21 protein-coding genes are annotated in these 24,393 nt (G+C 70.8%); 18 read left to right on the top strand and 3 right to left on the bottom strand.

All coding sequences use genetic code 11. From position 1 onward, the window contains the following. Positions 1-9: 9 nt before the first annotated feature. Together ACIPC1_RS39575 and ACIPC1_RS39570 are read right to left on the bottom strand one after the other, a co-directional pair. Entirely contained in the window at positions 10-423 is a 414-nt protein-coding gene (locus ACIPC1_RS39575) for a DUF6415 family natural product biosynthesis protein (protein ID WP_402526494.1), read from the bottom strand. Further along, the gene (locus ACIPC1_RS39570) at positions 420-902 is read right to left on the bottom strand and encodes a hypothetical protein (protein ID WP_402526492.1); all 483 of its coding nucleotides are present in this window, start codon (positions 900-902) and stop codon (positions 420-422) included. The genes ACIPC1_RS39575 and ACIPC1_RS39570 overlap by 4 nt, the downstream gene beginning before the upstream one ends. Positions 903-1,085: 183 nt before the next feature. Between ACIPC1_RS39570 and ACIPC1_RS39565 the strand changes: the two genes are divergently transcribed. The 10 genes from ACIPC1_RS39565 to ACIPC1_RS39520 all read left to right on the top strand — a co-directional run bounded on the left by ACIPC1_RS39565 (position 1,086) and on the right by ACIPC1_RS39520 (position 12,483). Next, the gene (locus ACIPC1_RS39565; RefSeq protein WP_402526490.1) at positions 1,086-2,315 is read left to right on the top strand and encodes a twin-arginine translocation signal domain-containing protein; all 1,230 of its coding nucleotides are present in this window, start codon (positions 1,086-1,088) and stop codon (positions 2,313-2,315) included. Positions 2,316-2,326: 11 nt separating this feature from the next. Further along, a complete protein-coding gene (locus ACIPC1_RS39560; RefSeq protein WP_402526487.1) occupies positions 2,327-2,875 on the top strand; it encodes a GNAT family N-acetyltransferase in 549 nt (182 codons plus the stop codon). Between the two features lie 377 nt (positions 2,876-3,252). Next, positions 3,253-3,705 carry a hypothetical protein gene (locus ACIPC1_RS39555; protein ID WP_402526485.1) on the top strand — a complete coding sequence of 151 codons (453 nt, stop codon included), beginning with the start codon at positions 3,253-3,255 and terminating at the stop codon, positions 3,703-3,705. Positions 3,706-4,238: 533 nt separating this feature from the next. Next, positions 4,239-6,305 carry a hypothetical protein gene (locus tag ACIPC1_RS39550; RefSeq protein WP_402526483.1) on the top strand — a complete coding sequence of 689 codons (2,067 nt, stop codon included), beginning with the start codon at positions 4,239-4,241 and terminating at the stop codon, positions 6,303-6,305. Between the two features lie 167 nt (positions 6,306-6,472). Then, complete coding sequence (locus ACIPC1_RS39545) at positions 6,473-7,672, top strand: hypothetical protein (protein WP_402526481.1); 1,200 nt, start codon at positions 6,473-6,475, stop codon at positions 7,670-7,672. A 161-nt stretch (positions 7,673-7,833) separates the two neighbouring features. Beyond that, positions 7,834-8,589, top strand: a complete 756-nt coding sequence (locus tag ACIPC1_RS39540; RefSeq protein ID WP_402526479.1) for a hypothetical protein — start codon at positions 7,834-7,836, stop codon at positions 8,587-8,589. A gap of 1,053 nt (positions 8,590-9,642) precedes the next feature. Beyond that, positions 9,643-10,860: a hypothetical protein gene (locus ACIPC1_RS39535; protein ID WP_402526476.1), complete on the top strand. Its 1,218-nt coding sequence runs from the start codon at positions 9,643-9,645 to the stop codon at positions 10,858-10,860. Positions 10,861-10,862: 2 nt separating this feature from the next. Beyond that, a complete protein-coding gene (locus ACIPC1_RS39530; protein ID WP_402526474.1) occupies positions 10,863-11,276 on the top strand; it encodes a hypothetical protein in 414 nt (137 codons plus the stop codon). After that, entirely contained in the window at positions 11,273-11,743 is a 471-nt protein-coding gene (locus tag ACIPC1_RS39525) for a hypothetical protein (RefSeq protein ID WP_402526472.1), read from the top strand. Before ACIPC1_RS39530 ends, ACIPC1_RS39525 begins: the two co-directional genes overlap by 4 nt. Next, the gene (locus ACIPC1_RS39520; protein WP_402526470.1) at positions 11,740-12,483 is read left to right on the top strand and encodes a nuclease-related domain-containing protein; all 744 of its coding nucleotides are present in this window, start codon (positions 11,740-11,742) and stop codon (positions 12,481-12,483) included. Before ACIPC1_RS39525 ends, ACIPC1_RS39520 begins: the two co-directional genes overlap by 4 nt. A 63-nt stretch (positions 12,484-12,546) precedes the next feature. Here ACIPC1_RS39520 and ACIPC1_RS39515 read toward each other — a convergent pair whose 3' ends face one another. Further along, positions 12,547-13,296 (bottom strand): hypothetical protein, encoded by a 750-nt coding sequence (locus ACIPC1_RS39515; protein ID WP_402526468.1) that lies wholly within the window; start codon positions 13,294-13,296, stop codon positions 12,547-12,549. 247 nt (positions 13,297-13,543) lie between these two features. Here ACIPC1_RS39515 and ACIPC1_RS39510 point away from each other — a divergent pair, with 247 nt between their 5' ends. From ACIPC1_RS39510 to ACIPC1_RS39475, 8 genes are all read left to right on the top strand, one after another. Beyond that, positions 13,544-14,098: a hypothetical protein gene (locus ACIPC1_RS39510; protein WP_402526466.1), complete on the top strand. Its 555-nt coding sequence runs from the start codon at positions 13,544-13,546 to the stop codon at positions 14,096-14,098. After that, positions 14,095-14,751 (top strand): hypothetical protein, encoded by a 657-nt coding sequence (locus ACIPC1_RS39505; protein ID WP_402526464.1) that lies wholly within the window; start codon positions 14,095-14,097, stop codon positions 14,749-14,751. The genes ACIPC1_RS39510 and ACIPC1_RS39505 overlap by 4 nt, the downstream gene beginning before the upstream one ends. After that, entirely contained in the window at positions 14,748-15,329 is a 582-nt protein-coding gene (locus tag ACIPC1_RS39500; protein WP_402526461.1) for a hypothetical protein, read from the top strand. The genes ACIPC1_RS39505 and ACIPC1_RS39500 overlap by 4 nt, the downstream gene beginning before the upstream one ends. 2 nt (positions 15,330-15,331) lie before the next feature. Further along, positions 15,332-15,955, top strand: coding sequence for an HNH endonuclease (locus ACIPC1_RS39495; RefSeq protein ID WP_402526459.1), 624 nt, complete (start codon positions 15,332-15,334; stop codon positions 15,953-15,955). Between the two features lie 928 nt (positions 15,956-16,883). After that, positions 16,884-21,914: a MobF family relaxase gene (mobF, locus tag ACIPC1_RS39490; RefSeq protein ID WP_402526456.1), complete on the top strand. Its 5,031-nt coding sequence runs from the start codon at positions 16,884-16,886 to the stop codon at positions 21,912-21,914. Between the two features lie 78 nt (positions 21,915-21,992). Further along, the gene (locus ACIPC1_RS39485; protein ID WP_402526453.1) at positions 21,993-22,433 is read left to right on the top strand and encodes a hypothetical protein; all 441 of its coding nucleotides are present in this window, start codon (positions 21,993-21,995) and stop codon (positions 22,431-22,433) included. 127 nt (positions 22,434-22,560) lie between these two features. Beyond that, on the top strand, positions 22,561-23,205 hold the full coding sequence (locus tag ACIPC1_RS39480) for a plasmid partition protein (protein WP_402526450.1): 645 nt from the start codon (positions 22,561-22,563) through the stop codon (positions 23,203-23,205). After that, entirely contained in the window at positions 23,202-24,287 is a 1,086-nt protein-coding gene (locus ACIPC1_RS39475; RefSeq protein ID WP_402526448.1) for a hypothetical protein, read from the top strand. The genes ACIPC1_RS39480 and ACIPC1_RS39475 overlap by 4 nt, the downstream gene beginning before the upstream one ends. Positions 24,288-24,393: the final 106 nt, after the last annotated feature.

The raw sequence follows: 24,393 nt of genomic DNA, 5'->3' as shown, positions 1-24,393 counted from the left end.
CGGGGGTGGTCAGGTCGGGGACATGCCGGGATCCGCGGCCGTCAGTCGGTCATGCCGTTCGTACAGGATGCGCACGACCCTGGCGCGGTTCTGTGCGGAGGCGACGGTGGGGCGGGGGTCCACCGACAGGCGCCGACGGGCCTCGCCGAGCACCGTTTCGGTGAGCGGGCGCAGCGAGCTGCGGCGCGGGAGCCGGGCGCACAGTTCCTGTACCTCGTCGGCCACGAGGCGCGCGTGCCCAGCCAGTAGCCGGGCAATCTGCTCGCAGTCCTGCGGCGGGAGCGTGTCCCCGGTCACGGGCAGTGCGATTACTGCGGTAGCCAGCAGCATGATCGGTTCACGGTCGAGGGGGAGGTCATTGGCGAGCAGGCCGTGCGGGTCACGGCGCACCGTGCCCGCGGTCTGTACCGGGGTGTCGCTCATGCCGCTGCCTCTTCATACGCGGGAGCCAGTTCCTGCAGGCGCGCGGCCAGTCGGTCAGCGGGGACGAGGACGAGCTTGTCGACGTCGCCCGGGGTGCCGACCCAGTCAGCCGCCGGGCTGCTGTCCTGTGCGGAGCGCGGCACGAGCAGTTGGTGGCCCCGGCCCAGGACGCGCACGCAAGGGATGTCGGCGAACAGGTCACCGGATCCGGGCGGTACCAGCACGTACAGCACGCCGCGCAGATGGTCGGCAACGATCGCGTAGCCGCGGCGGGTCCCGATACGCATCGCCACGAGCACGTCCACACCGAGCTCCAGCGGCCGGACAGACACCGCGTCCCACTCCAGGCCGCACGGCACGAACTCCGTGTAGTTGCGTCCCCGTACCCACTGCCCCTTCTTGATCTCGCTCTCGGCAGCCAGCTCCGGCCACGTCGGAGCCTTCTTCTTGACCGGTTCGCCGGCGGAGGACTTCGCCACGACCGCCTCCCTGCTGAGTGTCCGTCACGTCATCCCAGACAACAGGCACACGAAGGCGTGGGATCAGGGCAACTCGCGGGCACTTTCTGTACGAAGGGCGGACAGTTTTACCTACGGAGCCCGGGGCGCTGCCCGCCGGGACTACCGTCGACCCACGAGGAACAGCGGCATCCGGGGGGCCCGATGGACACCCAGCGAAACGAGATCCTGGCCGCGCTACTGACGAGTCACGGGTACACCCACCGGCAGCTGGCCCAGGCGGTCAACGCGATCAGCGGACGCATCTTCGGACGACCCGGTGCGGCCACCGACCGGGACGTACGCCGTTGGATCTCCGGGGCCGTCCGCTGGCCGACCTCGCGCTACCTTCTGCCCCTCGTAGAGATTTTCGACCGGCAGCCAGAGGCCATGGGGTTCGTGCCGCGCGGACGATCGAGTCGTCTGCCCGTGCCGCCGCCGAGGACTCCGACCGCCGGGGAGGAGGAGCCCGTGAAGCGCCGCGCATTCCTCACGGCGTCGACGGCCGCGACTGTCGCTCTAGCCTTGGGCTTGGACGAGACTCCCGTTCAGGGACGGCTCACCTTGACCGACATCGACCGCGCCACGGGGAAGATCGGCCGCCTTGCCGCACACTTCAACTCCGTCGGAGGCGGGGCCCTGTTAGAGGTCGCGACGGTCTACCTCGACCGGCTGCGGACCGCCGCTGACGGCTGCACGTACGGGCCCCGGGTCGAGCAGGCCCTGAACGCCGCGATCAGCGACCTGTGCTCGTCCGCCGGGTGGGCCGCACACGACGCTGGGCAGAGCGGCCAGGCCCGACTCCTGTACGCCGACGCCCTGCAGTCCGCCATCCTCGCCGAGGACAAGCGAGGTCAGGCCCGCGCCTGGTCCAACCTCGCGCTGCAGGCCCGGCTGGACGGCCGCCACCGCGAGGCCCTCCGTGTGAACAGGGCCGCCCTCGACAGCCGTCAGGCCCGTCAGGACCCGCGCATCGCGGCCCTGCTCCACTCCCGCCTCGCGATCGGGCACGCCCGTGCCGGCGATCCTCCTGCCGCCGCGCGCTCCCTGCTCGCCGCCGAGGCCGCCCACGACAAGTTCGACACCGCGGCCCCGCCGCCGCCGTGGCTCCGTTTCCTGGACGCCGCCGAAATCGCCGGACTGTCCGCCATCGCCCACCAGGCCATGGGGCATCTGCCCGACGCTGAACTCGCGACCGCGCAGGCCCTGCAGATGCTCGCCCCGAACATGCACCGCAACCGCGCGTACTACGGCGTCCAGCTCGCCGAACTCCAGGTCGCCCAGGGCGACACGGACCGAGCCGCACTCACCGTCGCGCGACTCAACACCTCAGCCCTCAGCAGCCGGCGGATCGCCGACCGCCTCGCCACCGTCCACCGAGCCCTCGCCGCATAGGAGCCGCGCCCGTGACCGCCGACATTCGCCACTTCACCAGCACCCAGGCCGACGAGATCCGGCCCACCCTGCTGGAGGTGTACGCCGAGGTCTACGCGGACGACATCGCCAGCGACCCGTTCAACGGTGTAGAGAGGTTCTCATCGGGACTCAATGGCTGGAGCAGCCGGCCGGGCTGGACGTGCGTCGTTGGGTACGACGGAGACCAGGTCGTCGGGTACGCGTATGGCGCCCCGCTCCCCGCGAACGCGAGGTGGTGGGGCGGACTGCTCGACGAAGTCCCCGATGACGTCGTGAGCGAGACCGGCACCCGCACGTACGCGCTCTCGGAACTGATGGTGCGCGTCCCGTGGCGCAAGACGGGCACCGCCCACCAGCTGCACGACGCGCTGTTCGCCGAGCAGAGCGAGGAGCGCGCCACGCTCCTGGTCCGCCAGTCACACCCCAAGGTCCGCGCACTGTACGAGGCATGGGGCTGGAAGGTGCTCGGAGACCTGCGCCCGCGCATCCCTGACGCTCCGCTGTTCCACGCCATGCTGCTCGACCTGCCGCAGGGCTAACCAGGCTGGGACAGCCTGGGACTGGGGTGTCACAGAATCCGGCATCTTGACGTTCCCCCACCGTGACGATGCAAGCGATGCTTCCACCGAGCCTGACCGGGCCCGAGGCAGCCGTCTTCCACGGGAGGCACTCCCGCCGGGCGGGATGCCGTTGGGGACACCACCGCTGGACAGCGTGCCGCCCCACGGAACAGGCAGTGAGCTGCGAAAACTGGTGTCCCCAAATCTGTAACGATTCCGGGGGCTGACCCGTCTACCGATTTGAGAGACCGTCAACCAGGCAGCGCGGGAGGGGGATTCCGGGATGACCGGATCGAGGGAAGCCGTCAGGCAACAGCAGAACGCGCACCAGTCCGATATGGCGGGTCGGCTGCGCCGTGGCTGAACTCGAAAGCCACCGAACTGTCTTGATGATCCGTCATACGGCGTTGTTCAGCGAGAAGTCGAGTCCCAGAAATAAACGCTCGCCTCAAAAGAAATCCCAGAACCCGCGTGCCTGTCGTAGTGAAACGGGCCGAGAGTATGGCAAGATCGACAGCATGGCTAGGAAGATCGAAAACGAAGGGCAAGACCTTGGTGGTCCGTTGCGCGGTCGCGCGCAGACGGGTCGCCCGGTGAGCTATGACCCGACGTCCGGTCAGAACTGGCGCACGGGCGTGGTGATCGTCCCCGACATGGCAGCGAAGGCCATCAAGGCCGCTGGCTTCACGGGACAGTCGTTCGCCGGTTTGGTCAACGAACTGATCCGGCGCATGCCCGTCGACGAGCACGGCCGCCCTCTGTGGGCGGACGAACTCGACGAACAAAGGGCGCTCCCCCTCACGGGGTAGCGCCAGAAGCGGAACCGTCGCCGGGCAAGAAAAAGGCCCCGGTTTTCCCAACCGGGGGCCGCCCTGACGACGTACGTGGGACTCAGAAATACGGGTGCCAGCCCTCTGAATCCCTAGATCAAATGCACCACCTGCAACACCCACGGCCGACTCCCCAGTCGACCTACCTGCCAGCCAGAGCGACTCGGCTTCCCAACCGGGCCCCTCACACACAGCAAGCAAGGAGGTGAAACGAGCCCCACAGACGCTTTCCACGGCGTCCGTCGGGCGGTGGTCCCCTACCACATACATCCGGAGCCCTGCTCTTTCCTGCGACCTGGTTGGCCGCGTTCGGAGCCCTCCGCCGTCATGGCGAGAGGGGGCTTCGGCGTTCGTATGTAGTTAGGAGCCCTGCCATCGTAGCGCCTCGCTACGGTGCCGGACAGCCCACTCTGCCCCACGGTGTGTCCCGCGGGGCGGGAGAGCACAGCCCGTCATCAGCCCCAACTCACAACCCCCATACCGGTGTTCTGCCCGCTCCCAGGGCCGCGCGCGTGGACCTGCAGGAGGTTTTCCTGCGGCTGTCCCCGCGGCTGTCGGTGCGCGTCGACACCCGTTCCAGCGAGGGCAAATGGCGGCACAAATACATCGAGCAGCGCTCCCTTCCGACGACGCCGCCGCGTCGCCCCTACGCCGTCTACCTGTCGAGCGCGTTCGGCCTCTACCGCTGGCTCTGCTTCGACCTGGACGACAAGCGTGGCGACGTCGGACCCGATCTCGCCACTCTGTTGCGCTGGTTGGAGGAGGCCGGGCTGACCTACGTGGTCGCCGCCTCCGGATCCGTCGGCGGACGGCACGTGTGGGTGGCCGCCGAGACGCTGCTGAAGTCGACGCTGGTCGAGGCGATCGCCGTGGCCGCCGCGAAGCGCCTGCCGACACTCGACTACGGCCTGCTCAAGTCGACCACGGGTGCGGTCCGCCCGATCGGTGCCCCGCACCGCAACGGAGGCCGCAGCGAGCTGATGAGCCCGCCGAACCCCCGCCGGGCCGCCGACCTGCTCGCTCCCGCCACCTGTGGCAACGCGTCCGACGCGTTCACCCGGCTGCTGCTCATCATCGACGCCGTCCCGGCGCGCGAGGACTTCCGCCCCAAGGCCGTCGGTCAGGACCAGGTCGGCGAGATCCTCGACGACGACCGGGGCCCCCGGCTGGCCGGGACGCCCAATACGGTGCTGGACCGCGACACCATGGCCCAGCTGACCCGCCGGCCGCCCGCGGACCGGGTCAGCGAGGTCTGCGCCTCTGTCCTGACGAAGCTGGCCATGCGCCGCTGGACGCTGCGCATGGCCGAGCGGCTGCTGGGGGAGCGGAAGTACCGCGAGGGCGGGCTGCTGCACCTGTGTACCGCGCCCGGCGTCGGCCCGCTGCGCGTGCTGCTGGACCCGGTGGACGTCGAGGAGAAGCTGGAGCGCCAGTGGGCCCGTTGCGTGGAGTACGCGGCCACGCTGCCGGTCTACGAGGACAGCGTCGAGTGGACCGAGACGATCGGCGACGTCGTCGACCTGGTCGAGCAGCTGCAGCGGGCCGCCGACGCCTGCCCGGAGCGGTGGGCTACCGAGTCCGGCCCCGCCGACCGCGCCGTCCTGGACCTGGTCTGTCTGCTCGCCTTGCGCTCCGGCAGCACCGTGCTGAGCCTGGACGTCCGCCGGGCCGCTCTCGCCACGGGGCACGGCCGCTCGACCATGCACCGTGCGAACGGCCGCCTCATGCTCGACAGCTGGCTGGGCAGCGCCACCGACAACGGGCCCGCGGGCACCTACGAGCTGCTCCCCGTCACCGCTTCGCACCCTGCTTTCGACTTCGTTGCACGGGGTGGGACACAAGGAAACCCGCCCCCCAAAGGGGATACCCGCACCACCCTGATCTCTCGCCTTCAAACGCGTCTCGCCGCAGGTCAGGCTGACGTTTTCTCCTATGGCCGTGCCACCGGAACGCACGCTGGCGGGTTGGGTCACCACGCTGGACGCGTCTACCAGCAGCTGGCCGAACACGCTGACCGCTCTCTCAGCCTCGCCGAAGTCTGCCAGCGCACCGGCTATCGGCCCAGAACCGCCGCCAAGCACCTCGCACGGATGCGTGACCTGCTGGTCGCCACCCGCGCGGTGATGACTGTCCATCACGAGTGCCCGACCTGCCAGGCCGCGCCGGGGGAGCGCTGCCGTACGGGGACAGGAGCCGTTCTACGCCGCCGTGGAGCCGACCAGCACACCGCCCGCCAGACCCTCGCCACCAAGCGCTCCAGCACCCCGTATTACCGGGCTCGGAGTGGCTCTCTGATCGTCGCGGCGAAAGCCCTGGGAAGTCACGGCCGCCTCGCCGCCCGCGCCCGCCGGTATGCCGTCGAGACCGAGCTGTACCGCTGGTGGCGCCAGGAGGAGGAGTGGATGCGCACCCCGAAGGCCGGAGTGCGCACGGGCGTCCAGGTCCACGAGGAGCAGGCCGCCCTGGTGCTCACTACGCTGCCCCGCCAGCCCCGCCGCCGCTACCCCCGTACCGCCGACGGCCGAGGCGACCACGCCACCGCCAGGTCCCGTGTCGAGCGCCGTATCGCAACCGCCTGACTCTCGTCGCAGCCGCTTCGCTTCTGACGATCTTGCAGTGCCCAGCGCCCACAGGGCTTGTTATCGGCCGAATATCTGACTTCAGCCATTCCTTGTCAATCGGTTGACGCCTACCTGAGACATCGTCAACCTATTTACATCAGACCCGAATCAGCGAGGAGAGCTGAATGACCAACGGAACCGTTCCCGTCCCCCAGGTCGAGGTGGCCGCCTATCAAGCGCCGCGCGTCGCCATCACGCCGGCCGTGGAGGTGATCTCGTCGGAGCCCCTCCACGGCCGCCACGCCCCGGGGCACTACCAGCACGTCCTGCTGAACACCGCCACGGGCGAGCTGAGCTGGCACGAGAGCACCGAGCACCGGGAGCCGTGGAACCCCGCGTGGACGGCCATCAACGACGTTCCGCGCGAGACCTGGAACCGGTGGCACCCCGGCAAGATGTTCCCGCCAGGGGCCGCGGGCCCGCACATGTGGTTCGAGCCGGTGCCGGAGCTGATCAGCTGGACAGTCGACAGCGGCTTCACCGGGCACCCGTACCTCGACGTCGAGGCCGCCAACGTCCTGCTGGAACTGGTGAAGCCGTACGCCCAGGAGCTGCTTGACGGGTTCTTCGAGATGGGCGGTGAACTGGACTGGTCGGCCGCCGCCGCCCACGCGGCCCGCAACATTTGCCGCTTGACCTCCCGTCACCGTGAGGCCGCACCCCGCGAGGTCGACGCCCACCTGGTCGATTTCGTCGAGATCGTCCAGCGCTTCCCCCAGGTCTACCGCCCCGAGATTCTGGGCCTGTCCCTCGACAAGCTGGCCGAAGAGTGCGAGTACCAGACCCGGTTCATCGGCGCGAACGAGCACTGGCACCAGGAGGTCAAGAAGGTGTTCGGCGCCCCGTACCGCGACGGCTCCGGCGTGAGCCTGGACGTGCTGGGCGTGCGCTCCTGGTACCGCACGGTCCTGATGAACGGAGACCCCCGGCCGGCGCGGGACTTCGCCGATTGGGACGTCGAGCACAAGGCTCTGGACGCCAGCAGCATCACCTCCGAGACCACAGACGCCGCCCTGAACACCTGGATCGAGCGCGAGGAGATGCGCGCAGGACAGCAGGGTGTGCGCCTGTTCGGCACGAAGGAGGCCGCCTACAGCCACCGGGCCCGGCTGCGCGAGCAGGACTGGGACCGCCTCGCCGTGGTCGGTGCCGAGGTCGCCCGGCTGGAGAAGTACCTCCCCGAGCGCCGCGAGCTGGTCGCCCGCGCGATCGAATGGGGCCACGCCGACTCCGACATCGCCGGACGGGCCCGCATGTCACGGCAGGCCGTGAACAAGATGCGTGACAAGGCCGAGGTCGACGAGCCCGACCCCGCGCAGGCGTGACCCCAGACCCAACACCGCGGCGGTCGGAGCCATTCGAGCTGGCTCCAGCCGCCGCCCCGCCTCTCCCCGGAAGGACCCGATGAGTACCGACCCCTTCGCCCTGCTGCGCGCGACGGCCGCCGTCCAGCACCTGGACGACGAGCACGACCAGGAGCACGCCCGTGATTGAGCTGCAGATGAGCCCCGAGGTCCGCGCGTTGCTCGGACCCGAGGGTCTCGCGCGCGCCGCCGAGGTCTCCCTGGTCGACGGGACGTGCGCGTACTGCCGGACCCGGCTGCAGGGCACCGTGAACATGGTGGTGCGTACCAACGGCACCTTCGTGCACGTCGTCTACGTCCACGCCGCGTGCGGACCCTCCGAGGTCGTACCGCTCCCCGACGACCAGCAGCCGCCCGTGCCCACCGACGGCTACGACATGACGATGACCGCCGCCGTCCTCGACCACGACGGCATCAACCTGCCCGTCCTGGTCGCCGAGACCGTCGCCAAGGCGTACGCGTTCGACGGCTCGAGCGGGCCCGGCCCCATGCCGGAGCTGACCAGCCTGGTCACCAGCTCCCTGCTGGGCGACGGCTTCACCCTGATCTCCCGCATCACACAGGAGGCGCCGCCGCAGATCCCCGAGTGGATCGGCGTGCTGCTGCTCGGTCACGGCCCGGCCGGAGAGGACGGGCTGCTGGTCCTCGATCCCGAGGGCGGGAACTTCTACACCGGGACCATCGAGCTTCCGGACAGCTGGCTCCCGGCCGTCGCCCACTACGGCTGGGCCGTGCTCTACGTCGGCGACATCGGCCTCGCCGACCTGCGCGGCGACGACAAGGACGTCGTCGAGGCACTGCGCGCCGCCGCCCAGGCCGGTCGGCTGGTCGGGGCCCGAATCGCCATCGGCTTCCCGTCGCCGAACACCGCGGCGTAGCCCGCTCCGCCGATCCCGCCAGTGCGCCGAGGCCATCCCGGTCCCGGCGCACCGTGCTGCCCGTCCCAGGGTTTTGGGACTTGAGACCGTCCTACGCGCCCGTGCGCGCAGGGAGTCGCGAGAGTCGAGCGCCTCATTCGCGGTCGGATTTATGGAACCAGCGCAGGTCAGTGCCACAGACGAATGCCTCCGGCAGGCCCTCTCTCCAAGGGGGCGGAGAGAACGTCGTCGGCCACCGGTCGCTGGGGAGTTGAGGTCAAGGTGAGGGTCACGGGGTGCTCCCTCCCCGACCGGGCCCCGGAGGGTGCCACAGGAACCCCGTCCACTCCAAGGACGCCGTCGGCGCCGCAAGCGGTCGCGCGAGCGCGATCCCCTCCGTTCCCCGGGAACCCTGCGGCAGCGCTACGCGCGCCCGACCGACGAGGGAGCACCCCGCTCCGGCCCGAGGCATGGCGCGGGCCCGGGGGAGGGCGCCCAGGGTCCGTAATCCTCCGTGGCCCGCAGCGTGCGCGGCTGCGGGTGCTTCGGGCTGGGAAAAGACGGCCAGCGGCAGAGGGAGGGGGTCGGTGTCGGACGGGTCGCCGTCTGTCCGGCCAGAGCGGGGCAGCCCGCCGTACTCCCGCCGGCGCGGATGACGGGCGCGTGAGGAGACCGCACCGCCGGCCGGGGCCGAGGGGGAGCAGCTGCTGCCGCGCCGTGGTGCCGGCCGCCGTGGTCGCTCCGCGTCGGCGCGCGTTTCGTCGCGGCCGAGGAGCGTGTCGTCAACTACGGCAGCGCGGGCCCGGGGGGAGGGCGCCCAGGGCGCACCGCAGGGGCGCCGGTCACCCAAATTTGGGTGACTCCGGCAGCGAGCGCGGCCCCGTACGGCGCCCGATGTCCGGTTTGACGCCCCGGCGGTCGCGGTGAGCAGCCGTACGACGCCTCATGATCTTCCCCGAAACCTATCCCATCTCATCTCATCACGTCTCAAAAAGTTGAGTTGAGATGCGATGTGATGCAATGAGATGTGATAGAATCGAGGCACCGAGAGAGCGACAGACCGAGGAGCGCGTGATGAGCGAACCGACCGCAGCCGACGGGCCCGCCGTGGAGACCGAGGTGCCGGTGACCTGCAAGTTCACCGGGTGCTCGAACCGGCCCGAGCCCAAGGACCCCTCGAAGCCGGGGCCGGCGCCGGAGTACTGCGCCCGCGAGGACCACAACGCGGGCACCAAGTGGCGGCTCGACCAGCAGGCCAAGCGCGCCGCCAAGCGCGCCGCCGGGTCCGCCGGCGCCCCGGAGATCGAGGCGGTCGAGAGCGACAAGCCGGTCACCGACTCCGCCGCCGACGCGGTCAACGTCCGCGAGACGGTCATCGCCAAGGTCGACCAGCTCCGTGCAGAGCTGGAGCGCTACATCACGCTGCTGCAGACCGTCAACGACCCGGAGGCCGCCGAGGCCCAGATGCTGGCCGTCGAGAGCGAGGCCCAGACCCGGATCGCGACCGCTGACCAGCGGGCGGACGCCGAGCGCAGCCGCCGGGTCACCGCGGAGAACGTGGCCCGCGCCGCCGAGGAGGCGAAGGCCGCCGCCGACGAGGCCGCCGAGCAGCTGATGAACGAGCTGGAGGAGGCGCAGGCCCAGTTCCAGTCCGAGACCGCACGTATCCGTGAGGATGCCGCCGCCCAGATCGAGGCCGCCCAGAACGAGGCCGCCATGGCGGTCGAGACCGCCAAGCACGACGCGAACAGCAAGGTGGAGCGGATCACCCAGGACGCCGCGCAGGCCCGCGAGCAGCTGCTCGCCGAGACCGCCATGAAGGTCGCCGAGTTCAAGCAGCAGGCCGACGAGCGGGTCGACGTCGCGGAGACTGCGGCCGGCCGCGCGCAGACCGAGGCCACGAGCAAGGTCGAGGCGATGGAGAAGACCGTCGCGGACGAGAAGGCCGCCGCCGAAGCCGTCAAGACCCAGGCCGAGGAGGCGGTCAAGGCTGCGCAGGCCAAGGAGACCGCCGCCGAGGAGCGGGTCCGTACGGCAGAGGCCAGCGTGCTGCAGGCCGAGCGGGACGCCGAGACGCGGGTCAGCGTCGAGCAGGAGCGCCGCACCGCGCTGGAGACCGCGCACGCGGCCGAGCTGGGCCGGGCCATTGAGCGGCAGGGCGTACTGGAAGGCCAGGTCGCCGCGCTCCACACGACCGTGAACGACACGAAGGACCAGATGCGCGAGGTGCAGACGAAGCTGACCCTCGCCCAGGCCGAGGTCGAGCGCCTCACCACCTCCGGCGGCAAGTGACCATGGCTTCCTCTGCCCTCCTCGGTACGGGCGTGCCCTGGTTAGTGGGCACTGCCCTCGCCCTGGCCCTGCTCGCCGCGATCCTGGCCCCACGGCTGGTGAGGCTGGACGCGGACCGCCGGCAGCGCCGGGGGGACGAGCACTTCCGCAAGCAACTGCACGCCGCCACCGACAACGCCATCACCACCGCCGTGCGCGCCCGCCTCGCCGAGCCCGTCACCGACCTGCACCACATCCCCGCAATGCGCGTCACGACCGGCGACGTCGTCGCCCGCGCGCTGGACGACTTCGGGCTGGAGGTTCCCCGGGACCACGCCGCCGCGATGCTGCGCCACCGCCTGGAATTCCGGGGCCACGCCCGCTGGCCCGACCTGATCACCGACGCATTCGACGACGAGGAGGACCAAGCATCATGAACATCCGTCAGGTGTTCCGCCGCCGTACGCCCACGCCCGCCATCCAGCCCGTTCACGACACCTCCGACACCTTCACCTTGACCATTACCGACCGCTTGGACGTGCTGCGTTCCGATGGCAGCACCTGGGACCTGTGCGCGGGGCACGACCACGAGTACCGGGCCGTGGCGCAGGTGCTGGACTGCCTGGTCTGGGAGAGCCTCGCGTCCATCCCGCCCGCGGAGTTGTACGGCCTCCAGGTTGAGCCGACTCGCATTGTCCTGCCCGGCGTAGAGCCCTTCGTGGCCGTCTTCTACGGCCCGGACGAGGAATTCCGCAGTGGGCGCACGCTCGATGAGAGTGGCCTGCCTCTGTGCTGGCGCGCGGTCGCCGAAGCGGCCGGCGCGTCCGCCGCCGATGCGGCCGAGTCCATCGGCTGCCCCTCCTGCCAGCACCCGCCCGCCACCACTCAGGAAGCGACGACATGACGACCACACCCGGGCGCCGCAGCAACGCCGGAGCCAGCGCCCGCCGCCAGGGCGAGTTACAGCGCGCGGCCGAGCGCGCCGCCCAGCACCGCCGTGCGAAGTGGGCCCTGCCCCTGACCGCCGCAGCCGCCGCCGTCATCGGCTGGGCCGCCGGCACCGTGACCGTGTGGCAGGTCGGCGCCCTGGTCGCCGCCGCCGTCCTCGCGTACGGGGTCCACCAGACCTACCGCCGACAGCGCAACAGCTGGACGTCCGGCGCGAACGGGGAGGAGGCCACGGCCCGGCTGCTCGCCCCGCTCGCCCGCCGCGGCTACGCCGTGCTGCACGACCGGGCCATCCCCGGGTCGAAGGCCAACCTCGACCACCTGGTCGCCGGAGTGTTCGGCGTGGCCCTGGTCGACAGCAAGAACTGGCGGTCGACGAAGTCCCGCATCGTCATCACCGGCGGGCTGCTCCGCTACGGCCGCTACGACCAGACCAAGGCCCTGCAGACCGTGGTCTGGGAGGCGCAGCAGGCCGCGAAGGTGCTGGGGGTGCCGGTCCGGCCGATCCTCGCGGTGCACGGCGCGAAGGTCCCCGCACCACGTGGGCGCACCGAGCTGCACGGCGTCACCGTGGTCGAGGCCAAGAAGCTGCGCGGGATGCTGGCCGGCCTGTCCCCCCAGCCCGGATGGGACGCCGCCCGGGTCACCGCCGTCGAGCAGCTGGCCGAGCAGCGCCTGCCCCGGCACAGCGGCTGACCGAAGCCCGCCGACGACAAGGGCCCGGGAGACCTCCCGGGCCCTTCGACATGCCCCGTCCGGCTACGACGCGTCGGGCCGGACGTCGTCCAGGCCGAGGTCGAGGAGCACCGCCAGGTCCTCGCCGGCCGCCCACCGCTGCAGCATCATCCGGTCGACGAGCCGGACGTCCGTCCGGGCCGCCCACAGCACCCGCTCCCGGGCGAACGAGCCGGAGCTGACCACGACGAATAGCGGACGGGGACCAGTCTCGACGCCGTCCGGCAGCAGCGGGGCAGCGCTCACCGGGCGCAGCGCCGCCCGGCCGCCGCCTTCCGGCCCGGCCTGCTCGATGCCGCGCTCGAAGGCGAGGCCGAGCTGGCGCCCGTCGCGCCCGTTCCCGACCAGGTGCACCACCGACCCGCTGATGCGCACCCCACGTACCCGCGTCCAGCCGTCCCGGAGCAGGAGCCGACCGGCGATGGTCCGGAAGCCGCGGTCGTCGGCCGCGTCGACCTGGTCGAGGGTGAAGCGCACCGACTGCCGCCTCTTCCGTGTGACAGCCCGCCGCCGGCGGAGCACCACGGCGCGTGCCGCGTACGCGAAGACCACCGCACCCAGCAACGCGGCCCACCATCCGAGCCGGGCCCACAGCCAGCCGAGGGTGAACAGCGGCACGGCGATCCCCAGCAGGAGCAGCGTGAAGTCAGGCAGGATCTGCCACCACTCCGGGCCGTACTCCCCCCGCAGCCGGAGCTGCAGTTCCTGGTCCCGCCGCCAGTTGCGCCGTGTCCCCTCCGGAGACCGACGCAGCGGCCACCACACGTCACTCACTCCCCACCACCCCCGTGCCGTGCCTATGTCGCCCCATGTCATATCTGCCCGCCCGGGTGCCCGTACAGCCGAGACACCCCAGATCAGACAGCCGTGCGACCGGTTCCGCGCCCCGAAGCTGATAACAAGCCCTTGGGGGCGCCGGTCACCCAAATTTGGGTGACTGCCAGCAGGGCCACGGAAATCACCAGAGCGACAATCGCAGTTCCCGTGACAACCCAGGTTCCCGACAACTAGAATTGTCGTCATGGAGAGACGAGAGCTGACCGACGCCGAGCGGACGTCCCTGCGCCAGGCCCTGAACCGGGCCACCGCGGTGCTCGCGCAGACGCTGTACGGCGAACAGATGGAGCAGTGGGACCGGGCGCACCCGGGCGACCCCACGGGGTTCGAGGCCGGGCATCCGCTCGCGCAGCTCATCACGCTCAAGCACGCGGCCGAGGAGCTGGAGTCTCTGGCCGAAGCCGCGGCGCGGTCCGCCGGCGCGAAGGGCGTGTCGTACGCGGACCTGGGGGCGGCATGGGGGTTCTCCCGGCAGGCCGCGCGCAAGAAGTGGCCGGGCGCCGTCAGCGTGATCAGCGAGGCCGCGAACCGGGAGCCGATCCACTTCGAGGCATTCGGCGGGGAGGCCCGCGTCGTGTTCCACCCCGAGTTCGGCGGCTGGTGGTGGATCGCCACCGCCGCGAACCGGCAGAGCGATGAAGCCCCCGACGACCTCACGTACGACACCAGCGAGGAGGCCGCCGCCGCGGCCGGCGCGTTCCTCGCCGCCAACAGCACCCCGAAGGAGACCCAGCCATGATGTTCACCCTGCGCGGCACGCCCACCGCCACCGACCTGCTCTGTCACCTGCAGCGGCTGCTCGACGACTACCCGACGTACGACGTCACCGGCGACGACGACTCGGTCGACGCTGTGCTCGCTTTCTCCGACCTCTCCGACCCCGGCCGGTTCGAAGGCGCCCTCGAACTCCCGCTGACCCCCGGCCAGATCCTGGACCTGGTGCAGCTGGTCCAGCGAGAGCAGGAAACCCAGCGCCGGGCGCAGAGCGACGGGGACCGCCGTTGCGGGCACTGCGGAGGCACCGGAAACTCGGGCGGCATGGACGACATCACCGACCTGCTCGTCTGGATCCCCGGCCCGGGGCACGCCGAGGACCCGACCGACGGCGGTTGGGAGCTGTGGGACCCGGACGAGTGGCACGCGAAGGGCACCTCCCGGGCCCGGCTCGACGGCACCCTCGCCGACGACGCGGTCCAGCTGCTCGCCCGCGCCGCCGAGGCGATCGGCGACGACCACGAGATCGCGGCATTCCAGCGCACCACGTACTCCCTCGACGGCTTCGGCGACCGCGACCTCCCCGGGTACCGGCCTGGCCCGTGGAGGTTCCCGATGTTCGCCATCCAGGCATGGCCCCTCGACGAGCCGCCGGCAGACGACGGGAGTCGCCCGTGATCTCCCTCACGCCGCTCTGCCCGGGGTGCGCGGCCACCACCGAGCCGATCCAGGTGGAAGGCGAGGACGTGTTCCGGTGCCCCGCGTGCGGCCGACGAACGTACGGAACCGTCGATGAGGACGACGACCAGACCCTCCCGCAGTACACCGAGACCGACGAGGACGGGTCGGTGGTCATCTACCACGGCAACGGCGAGCCGGATTTCGAGGCGACCGCCGAGCTGGCCTCCCAGGACGGCCCCGACGACGAGGACGACCTGAACGACGCCGAGCCCGACGACGGCACCCCGGGCGCCGGCCGCCACCAGGAGCCCGAGGTGCGCGACGTCCGGGTGCAGGACCTCGCCCGGATGGCGGGCGAAGTGTGGGTGTGGCTCTACGGCGACGAGCGCGGGTGGCGCTTCCTCACCGACGCCGAGTACGACCCGGACCGTGGTGACTCCTCAGTGGTGCTCACGTTCAGCGACGGCACCACCGGGCGCGAGTGGCCGTGGCCGCAGGCCCGAATGGTGAGTGCGGAGACCGACACCGTCCCCACCGTCACCACTTCCGGCCCGGCCGGACTGGTGAGGCGGTGAGCGTGGTGAGCACACCAGGCTCGGGGAGCCACCAGACTCACCACCCCGAGGCTCACCAGCTCCCCGGTGAGCCTCCCCACCCCGGGGCGCCCGAGACTGGTGAGGCGGGAGTCCCGCCGTCACCACTTCCGGTGGGGTGGGCGCGGCTGCTGGCGGATGGTGAGACCGTCGCGCGCTACCGCGCGTTCGTGCTGCGGCGCGGTCCGGACGACTGCTGGTGGTGGACCGGCGGACTGACCGATACCGCCCACGGAACCTTCCGCGCCGGGTCGCACACCACCAGCACGAGCAGGGTCGTCCCCGCCCATCTGTTCGGCTTCCGGCTCGCCCACGGAGCCGACTCGATCCCTGCCGGCCACGTCGTGCGCCACACCTGCGACGAGCCGCCGTGCCAGCAGCCGGGCCACTGGCTGCTCGGCACCCGGGGCGACAACAACCGCGACGCCGCAGCTCGGAGGCGTCTTGCCGGTCACGCGCTGACCGACGTGCGCGGCGCGGTGGGGCGGGCGCGGGCGGTCCAGGCCGCCATCGCCGCCGCCGACGGACCCGAGGAGATCGAGGCCGCCATCACCGCCGCGCTCGCCGCGGGCAACCCCAGCGGCGCGCTGCAGAACCCGCTCTTCTGACCGACCGCTCACCACCGGCCCCGGACATCCGTCCGGGGCCGGGTTGCGTTGGGGAGCGGCTCACCGGTGAGGGAACTGCGCGTCGCGCAGCAGGCTCACCACTCACCAGCCGAGGTCCCATGGATCGTTTTGTCGATGTGGTGACCGTCCCCACCGTCCGCCGCCTCGACTCCCCCGCCGACTGGTGACGCTCACCAGCGCGCGGCCGAGCCGCGACCGCCTGCTCGCGCCGGCGCTCACCACCTGGCCGCCGGGCCGGGCTCACCACCTGGTGGTGAGGAAGCGTGGGGACTGGTGACCGCGCGCCGTCACCGGCTGGTGAGCGTCACCACGTGCGCGCCCGCCGGGCGACGCCGACGCCCTCGCGTTCGTCACGCTCCGTCGACCGGGAGCGGTCGTGGTGGGGAGTACCCGGCCGCCGCGCGAGCGCGCCGGCCGGGTTGGGGTCGGGTGCGGTGTGTGACCCGCCCTCACGTCCGGCCCTTGGTAACAGTCGACCCCCGGGCGGGGGTCCGCGCGGGGGTCGACGACGTCGAGGCCGACCGTAGCGCACCGGTCCGGTTGGTGGCCAGCGTGCCCGCCACGTTTGGGCGTCGGCCGCCCGGTGGCTCCGCTCCCGAGCGCGCCGCAGGTGGGGGCGCAGCACTCAGCCGCCGGGCGGCACATTTCGGTACAACCCGCGCGCCGGTTCGAGCGCGCCACAGCGGGCCGGAGGCCCTCAGCAGGAGCCTGGACGGCCCCACTCTCGCCGTTGAACGACCCTTTTTGATCTTCTGCGGACCAAGGTCATCGGAGCCCATTTCTTCCCTAGATCATTTCGACCGGATGCAGACCGTAGAACTAGATGCACATGCCATAAACCCTCACACCTATGCATCACGATCCAATGGGTGTTAATGATCTTGAAAGTCGCCTACTCTGAGTCGCGATGCTTTCGATCTCCGCAGGTTCAGACCCCGCCTACCTCACCCGTGAGGTAGCGGCCGGTGCTGAGCACTACTACGCCCGGAGCGTGGAACTGCAGGGCGAGCCCCCCGGCTACTGGCTCGGAGACGGCGCGGCCGAGTTGGGCCTGGAGGGGACGGTCGACAACGAGGTCTTCACGGACCTCTACAAGGACTGGATCGACCCCCGGAAGCGCGACGAGATGTACGAGCGTCTCGCGGCGATCCCCCACGAGGAGGGCACGCCGGAGTACGCCAAGGCCGAGAAGGCGATCCGCAAGGACGCCCGGCTGGGCAACGCCCCGAAGAACTACGAGAAGTCCTTCCAGAAGCGGTTCGCCGCGGCGGTTGCGGACGCCCAGGCGCAGACGCCGGGCGTCGACCTGACTCCGGAACGGGTCAAGGCCATCGAGCTGGACACCCGTAAGCACTCACCGTCAGCGACGCTGTACTACGACCTGACGTTCTCCGCGCCGAAGTCCTGGAGCGTCTACCACGCGAGCCTGCAGGTGAAGGCCTCGCAGTGCCGCGAGGCCGGCGACCTGGAAGGCGCCGAGCAGTACGCCGCGAAGGCGGACCGCGTCTGGGACGCCTGGAAGGTCGGCGTCAAGGCCGGTCTGGAGCACATGCAGGAGGAGGCCGGGTACACCCGGCTGGGCCACCACGGGGCCAAGGTCGAAGGCCGCTCGACCGGCCGCTACGTCAAGGGCGAGGGCTTCATCGTCTCGGCATGGGCGCAGCACACCAGTCGTGACGACGACCCCCAGCTCCACGTCCACGCCACGGTCTTGAACAAGATCAAGGCTGTCGAGATCGACCCGGTGACCGGCGAAGAGCGCGTGACCTGGGGATCGGTCGACGGACACGGGCTGTGGGTGCACAAGCAGGCGGTGGGCCACATCGCCGAGCGGATCGCGGAGCAGGAACTGGAGCGCACCGAGGGCGTCCGGGTCATGACCCGCCCCGACGGCAAGGCGCGCGAGATCGTCGGCATCGACCAGGACCTGCGCGACGGGTTCTCCTCCCGCCGTGTCGCCATCAAGGCCGAGGTCGCCGAGGTCGCAAAGGCGTACGAGGAGAGGTACGGCACCGCGCCGAGCCCGTACGTGCTGGCCCGGATGTCCGAGGACGTCACGCTGCAGCAGCGGCAGGCGAAGAAGCACGACGCCGTCACCCGTGACCAGCTGCTCGACCGGTGGGAGAGGTTCAGCCAGGAGCGGTTCCGCGACTCGCTGGCCAACGTCCCCGACCAGGTCGAGCACGAGTCCCTGCTGCATGACCTGCACCGCCCGTACAAGGAGTTCGACCCCGAGCGCATCCAGCGGCGGGCCATCGCCGCGGTGCAGGAGCAGAAGGCGACGTGGCGCAGGCCGGACCTGATCGTCGAGCTGAACCGGCAGCTGCCGGACACGCTGGGCGGGATGGAAGCCCACGAGGTTCGCGACCTGCTCAACCGGCTCGCGGACGAGGCGCTGGACCCGGCCACCGACAACGGCGTGGTCTGCGCGACCGCGCCGCACATGGTCGAGATCCCCGTCGAGCTGCAGCGCGCGGACGGTTCCTTCGTCTACGAGCCGGCCGACAACAACGTGAACCGGTTCGCGACCGAGGGCCACATCGCGACCGAGGAGCGGATGAGGACTTTCGCGGGTGAGCGCGGCGGTCCCACGGTGCCCAGCGAGCTGGTCGAGGAGGTCATCGCCCGGCGCGGACTCAAGGGCAAGCAGGCCGATTTCGTCCGCAGCGCGGCGACGTCCGGCCGCAAGCTCGACCTGCTGATCGGCCCGGCCGGCGCGGGCAAGAGCTACACGCTGGCCGCGCTGACCGAGGTGTGGGAGGCACACGAGGGCCGCCAGGTCATCGGTCTGGCCAGCGGTGAGCGCGCCGCCCAGGTCCTCGCCGACGAGGGTCTGACCAACGTCGCCAACATCAGCATGCTGCTCAAGAAGCACGCCGACCTCGCCGCGGGGAAGGACGTTCCCGACGCGGACAAGTACCGCATCGCTCCGGGCAGCCTGGTCATCGTCGACGAGGCCGGCATGACCAACACTCGCGACATGGACCGCGTGCGGGCCCTGGTCGAGTCGTGCGGCGCCAAGATGATCGGCAGCGGCGACCACCACCAGCTGACGGCGGTCGGTGCGGGCGGGATGTTCGGCCAGCTCGCCGAGGAGCTGCCCGGGGTCCACACGCTCGAAGAGGTCCGGCGCTTCCGCGACATCGACCCCGTCACCGGCGAGTCGAAGGTCCGCGAGTGGGAGGCCAAGGCCTCTCTGCAGCTGCGCGAGGGCAACACCGAGGCACTGGCCCAGTACGAGCTGCACAGCCGCTTCCGGGGCGGCAGCGCCGAGGAGATGACGGAGCGCGCCTACCAAGGATGGATCACCGACCAGCTGGCCGGGCGTAACCCGCTGCTGGTCGCCCCCGACAACGAGACCGCCGCCGAACTGGCCGCCCGCGCCCGCGCCGACCTGGTCCGCGCCGACCGGGTCGAGGAGGACGGTGTGCCGCTGCGCACCGGGTCGCTGTACGGCGTCGAGACCAAGGCGGGTCGCGGCGACGTCATCCAGATGCGCCGCAACAACCGCCACATCGTGGGCGAGGGCGGGCAGTTCGCCACCAACCGGCTGACCGCCACCGTCACCGGGATCAGCGACCACGGCTCCCTGATGGTGCAGCTGGAGGACGGCTCGCGGATGCACCTGCCCGCGGCCTACGTTCAGACGCACGTCGAGCTGGCGTACGCATCCACCGTGCACGGAGCACAGGGCCGCACCGTTGGCCCCTGCCACTCTCTGGTCGACGAGCAGACCTCGCGCGAGGCCCTGTACGTCAGCCTCACCCGAGGCCAGGACGAGAACTTCGGCTACGTCATCACCCACCGGGACGGCGACGGCATCAAGGACGAGGACATCCCGCACTACCTGTCGGTCCTCGACCGGACGCTGCAGCGTTCCGACACGCAGCAGACCGCCACCCAGGCCATCGCCGCCGAGCTGGAGCGCCGCGAGCACCTCGCCGCGATCCAGCCGGCGTGGGCCGGGGTCAAGGACCAGGACGCCGAGAAGCGGTACGGCACGGCCCTGTACAACGCGCTGGGCCCGGAGGACTACGCCCGGGTGAGCAGCGGCGAGGCGTACGGCTCCCTGATGCGGCTGGCCCGCACCGTCGAGGAACGCGGATTCGACGCCGAGGACCTGCTGGTGCGCACCGCCCGCTCGCGCGAGCTGTACACCGCCGACGACGCCAGCAAGGCGATGCACCACCGACTGAAGAACGCCTACAACCTGGTCCAGCGCGACCAGGTCAACGAGGAGAAGGCCGAGCAGCGCGCCGCCCTCGCCGAGCAGAAGCAGAAGGTCGACGACGCGATCGCCACCGGGCAAGCCCCGGCGGACCCGGAGCACCTGCGGGAGCTGGCCGAGGCAGCGGACCAGGTCCCCCAGCTGCACCCGTACCAGGAGGAGTTGCTCGCGCAGGCCCTCGCCGCGCAGACGGGCGTCGAGGGCCTGTCGGCCGAGGCCGACGAGGAGACCCGCGCGCAGCAGGAGACGGCCGCGGTCGAGGCCGCGACCGCCGAGCCGGTTGGCGAGGAGCAGATGCGCGCCCTGGTCGACGCCCCGGCAGTGGAGCCGGTCGCCGTCGAGGCGCACCACGTCGAGCTGATGCGCCAGCAGCTGGCTTACCAGGACCAGGTCGGGGTGCTGCACGCCGGACAGGACAACGAGGTCCAGCAGCGCCAGGCCGCCGAGCGCGAGGCGCAGCTGGAGGCCATGGACTCCTACGCCGCCCGCACCCCGGACTTCGACGGAGACCTGGGCCGGTTCATGGGCGAGTGGGCCGAGCTGATGGACCAGCGCGTCGAGCGGCTGGGCCAGCGCGTCGCCGAGGAGCAGCCGGAATGGGCGATCGACCGGCTGGGCCCGGTGCCCGAGGACCCGATCGAGCGGGCCGACTGGGAGCTGCGCGCCGGCAGGGTCGAGCGGTTCCGTGAGGCCCACAACTTCACTCAGGAAGCCGACGCCATCGGGCAGGCCCCGCCGCCGGGTGCCGTCGAGGCGCTCGCCGACTGGGAGCGGGCACGCCGCGCCCTGGGTGTGCCGGATGAGCTGGCCGACATCTCCCGCGCGAGCGAGGAGCAGCTGCGCCAGTCCGTCGAGCGGGCCGAGCGCGAGGAGGAGTGGGCGCCGCCGTACGTCGCCGACGACATGCAGCAGTCGTTCAAGGCGTCGCACGACTACGAGGACCAGGCCGTACAGATGGAGCTGCGCGCCCAGGAGCAGGCGGAGAAGGAAGCCGCCGCGCACGAGGAGCGCGTCAACAAGGCCCTGGACGAAGTCTCGAAGGCGACCGGCTACAACGAGCACCAGCAGGCCCTCGCCCAGGCGATGGCGCTGCAGCAGGTGCCCACGCTCCAGGCCGAGGTCGACCCGAGCGATCTGGTCAAGAACACGCTGGAGCGGGCGGAGACCAGCCGGGACATCGCCGAGACGATGGGTGATCGCGCGCGGCAGTACCAGGAGGTCCACGAGACCCGCGAGAAGTGGTTCGCCGAGACGCAGCAGGTACGCGAGGAGGCTGACTACGCGCGGATCGAGCTGGAGCGCCGCAACCCCCTCGCGCCGGAGACCGCGCAGGCCGAGCCGGAGTCGGTCCCGGCCGCCGCGACACCGTCGCCGCAGCCCTCCCAGGAGCAGCTGCTGATGGAAGCCACGGAGCAGGCCCGTCAGGCGCAGCTGATCCTCGAACAGCGCGCCCAGGCACGGGAGCGAGAGGCGCAGCGGGAGCGCGAGACGCAGCCGAAGGCCGAGGAGGTCGAGCGCGAACGCCGCGACAGCGGCATGGGCTTCCAGGATGAGTACGCGCGGCTGGGCCGAGAAATCGCCGAGGCCGACCACGACATCGAGGCCGCGGGCAGCAGCACGGCCGCGCCCGAGCCTGCGATGGCCCCGGCACCCGCACCGGAGCCCCCTACTCCCCCGGCTCCGGACTTCGACATCGACATCGAGTTGTAGGACCCGGGCCAGCGGTCAACCCGCTGGCCCGCTCCATTTCCTGGCTCTGTGTCCGAGGAGACCGCTACCTTGACCGATATGGCCGAGACATCGTCGTGGAACCGGGGCGGCCCGCAGCCGCCGGCCCAGCCGACCCATGCACCCGCAGCGCCGACCCTGCCGCCGCGCGTCACACGGTCGCGCAGCGAGCTGGAGAAGCTCCGCGACGACGCGCTGGCCTCGCAGCCGCTTGAGCCGGGCGACGTGCGGATGATCTGGTGCTCCCCCGACGGCGTGGCAAGCGCGCTGGAGGCCATCATCCACACGACCCGCTGGCTGCTCGGCGAGCGTGAGTGGGCCCCGATCTCCCGCGAGATGTACGCGTACCCGGACCTGCCCGTGCCCCTGATCCGTACGCACGCCGAGGACGCGATCTTCGGCTACAAATGGACCGACACGTCCGAGTGGTACGCCGGCGGCGTGAAGCGAACCATCCAGTGGGCGACGTCCGCCGACGAGGAGCGCCCCATCTTCGAGTGAACACCAGTGCTCTGACGGCCCGTCCTGGCCTCCGGCAGGACGGGCTTCGCGCGTCAAGCGGGCATTCCGGGGGTGGAAGCAGGCGTCCGTGATGTGTTGATCTCGGCGATGCCCATAGGCTCGCGCCATGCTCATCGTGAATGCCAGTCCCAGAACCTCCGGGAAGACGACCGATACCGCCTGGTTCGGTCACGCCCTGCAGGAGGACGGGTTCGAGGTCGAGGGGTTCGACGCGGACCACAGCATGCAGTTCTGGTCCTGGGCACAGGCGGCGAAGTTCAAGTTCGAGGTCCACAAGAAGGCGACCGCCCGCTTCCACGAGGAGGTCGAGCTTCCCGAGGGGAAGATCAGCCTGGTGGACTGCGGCCACAGCGAGAACCACCCGCAGATCACCGACAGCCTGTTCAAGGTCGCCGACCTGGTGATTCTGCACCTGGCCCCGACCGAGGCCGACTGGCTGCGCGTCGAGAGGCCGGTGGAGGACACCCCGTTCAGGGACATCGTCAAGCGCAGCGCGGTGTTTCGTGCGGACGGCAAACCGCCGACCACGTGGGTGCTGCTCAACCGGTGTAGCCCCAGCAGCCCCCGCGACAAGGGCATGACGAGGTTCTACGCGGAACGCATGGAACACGCGGGATGGAACGTGTTCACCACCGTGATTCCGGGCTTGGGGCAGTACGCGCACAGCATGAACTTCCCGATCACCGGGGCGATGGACACCCCCTTCGGGGACCTGGTCGTCGAGATGAAGGAGAAGGGACTGCTGCCGTGAGCGCCACCAACTACCAGAAGCTCTTGAAGCAGCAGGAGAAAGAGGAACGCGAGCGCCGGGCGCGCGAGGCGGCCGCCGAAGCGGAGAACACGGATGCGTCCGGAGCCGCGGCTGTGGTGACCATCCCCTCGCCGGGCGGTGAGGTCGCCCCGGACCCGCCAGCCGCCACGGCGGAGCCCTACCGGCCGCAGCCGTTCACTCCGGACCTGATCCCCGAGCCCGTAGAGGTCGAGGCCGAGGGCGATCTGACGCCCCAGGAGGTCGACGACCTGGAGCACTGCGAAGCCGCGTTCGGCAACGGCAGCAGGGCCGAGTGGATGAAGTGGAAGGCCGCACACGCCGTCCGCGCCCGGAACCTGCACCGCCAGGACGGGCGAACGTGGCCGGACTACTGCCAGGACCGGTTCGGGGAGTCGGAGAGTGAGGTCAACAGGCGGATTCAGCAATGGCCCCTGCTCAAGGCCATCACCGAGCAGCAGGACCAGCACCGCGCGATCCCAGACTCCCACGTGCAGCAGCTGCTGCCCATGGTCAAGCAGCACGGCCAGGACGTGACCGCCCGCGCGTATGTGGCGCTGCGGGAGTGGGCCGCCGAGCGCAAGCACCGGGTCACGGCCGAGGTCATCGTGGGACTGGTCGAGTTGGCGAGGTCTGGTACGGAGACGCCAGCGCTGACGACATCGGCCACCTTCCAGCGGGCGATCGAGGCACAGCCCAAGCCGAAGCCCGCGCGGTCCGCCAAGAAGGAGAAGGCCCCGGCCGAGGCCGAGACCACCCCCGTGGTCGCCGAGCCCGACGCCCAGGAACAGGGCGAGCCCTCGACCGGTAGTCACCCAAATTTGGGTGACCCGGAGGAACACAAGATCCCCGAGGCCGACGGCGATGAGCCGGTGGTGGACGCCGAAATCGTCGACGACGCGCAGCAGGAGCGGGCCGCCAACGTCCTCAGCTTGCTGCAGGGGTTCCAGATCGGGTTCGAGGACGGCGCCCTCAAGGGCGTGCGGCCGGAGACGCTCAAAGAGATCAGCAGCGCTGCCCGATCCATCGCGGAGACCATCGAGGAGATCCTCAAGAGCCGGTAGCGAGCCCGGACATGCAGAGAGGGGGAGTCACCCAAATTTGGGTGACTCCCCCTCTCTGCCTGTTGCGTCCGTGCTCCGGGGCCGTGTTTCAGGGGGTGGTATACGG

The organism is Streptomyces sp. NPDC087263 (assembly GCF_044744645.1).
In the GTDB taxonomy this organism is placed as follows: Bacteria; Actinomycetota; Actinomycetes; order Streptomycetales; family Streptomycetaceae; genus Streptomyces.
This window is presented reverse-complemented; position numbering and strand designations above follow the sequence as displayed.

Bases quoted from the DNA above. Each gene is read 5' to 3' on its own strand.
- ACIPC1_RS39485 (WP_402526453.1), top strand. From the start codon at position 21,993: ATGGCCGAGACATCGTCGTGGAACCGGGGCGGCCCGCAGCCGCCGGCC.
- ACIPC1_RS39510 (WP_402526466.1), top strand. From the start codon at position 13,544: ATGGAGAGACGAGAGCTGACCGACGCCGAGCGGACGTCCCTGCGCCAG.
- ACIPC1_RS39565 (WP_402526490.1), top strand. From the start codon at position 1,086: ATGGACACCCAGCGAAACGAGATCCTGGCCGCGCTACTGACGAGTCAC.
- ACIPC1_RS39505 (WP_402526464.1), top strand. From the start codon at position 14,095: ATGATGTTCACCCTGCGCGGCACGCCCACCGCCACCGACCTGCTCTGT.
- ACIPC1_RS39545 (WP_402526481.1), top strand. From the start codon at position 6,473: ATGACCAACGGAACCGTTCCCGTCCCCCAGGTCGAGGTGGCCGCCTAT.
- mobF (WP_402526456.1), top strand. From the start codon at position 16,884: ATGCTTTCGATCTCCGCAGGTTCAGACCCCGCCTACCTCACCCGTGAG.
- ACIPC1_RS39520 (WP_402526470.1), top strand. From the start codon at position 11,740: ATGACGACCACACCCGGGCGCCGCAGCAACGCCGGAGCCAGCGCCCGC.
- ACIPC1_RS39535 (WP_402526476.1), top strand. From the start codon at position 9,643: ATGAGCGAACCGACCGCAGCCGACGGGCCCGCCGTGGAGACCGAGGTG.
- ACIPC1_RS39480 (WP_402526450.1), top strand. From the start codon at position 22,561: ATGCTCATCGTGAATGCCAGTCCCAGAACCTCCGGGAAGACGACCGAT.
- ACIPC1_RS39525 (WP_402526472.1), top strand. From the start codon at position 11,273: ATGAACATCCGTCAGGTGTTCCGCCGCCGTACGCCCACGCCCGCCATC.
- ACIPC1_RS39575 (WP_402526494.1), bottom strand. From the start codon at position 423: ATGAGCGACACCCCGGTACAGACCGCGGGCACGGTGCGCCGTGACCCG.
- ACIPC1_RS39530 (WP_402526474.1), top strand. From the start codon at position 10,863: ATGGCTTCCTCTGCCCTCCTCGGTACGGGCGTGCCCTGGTTAGTGGGC.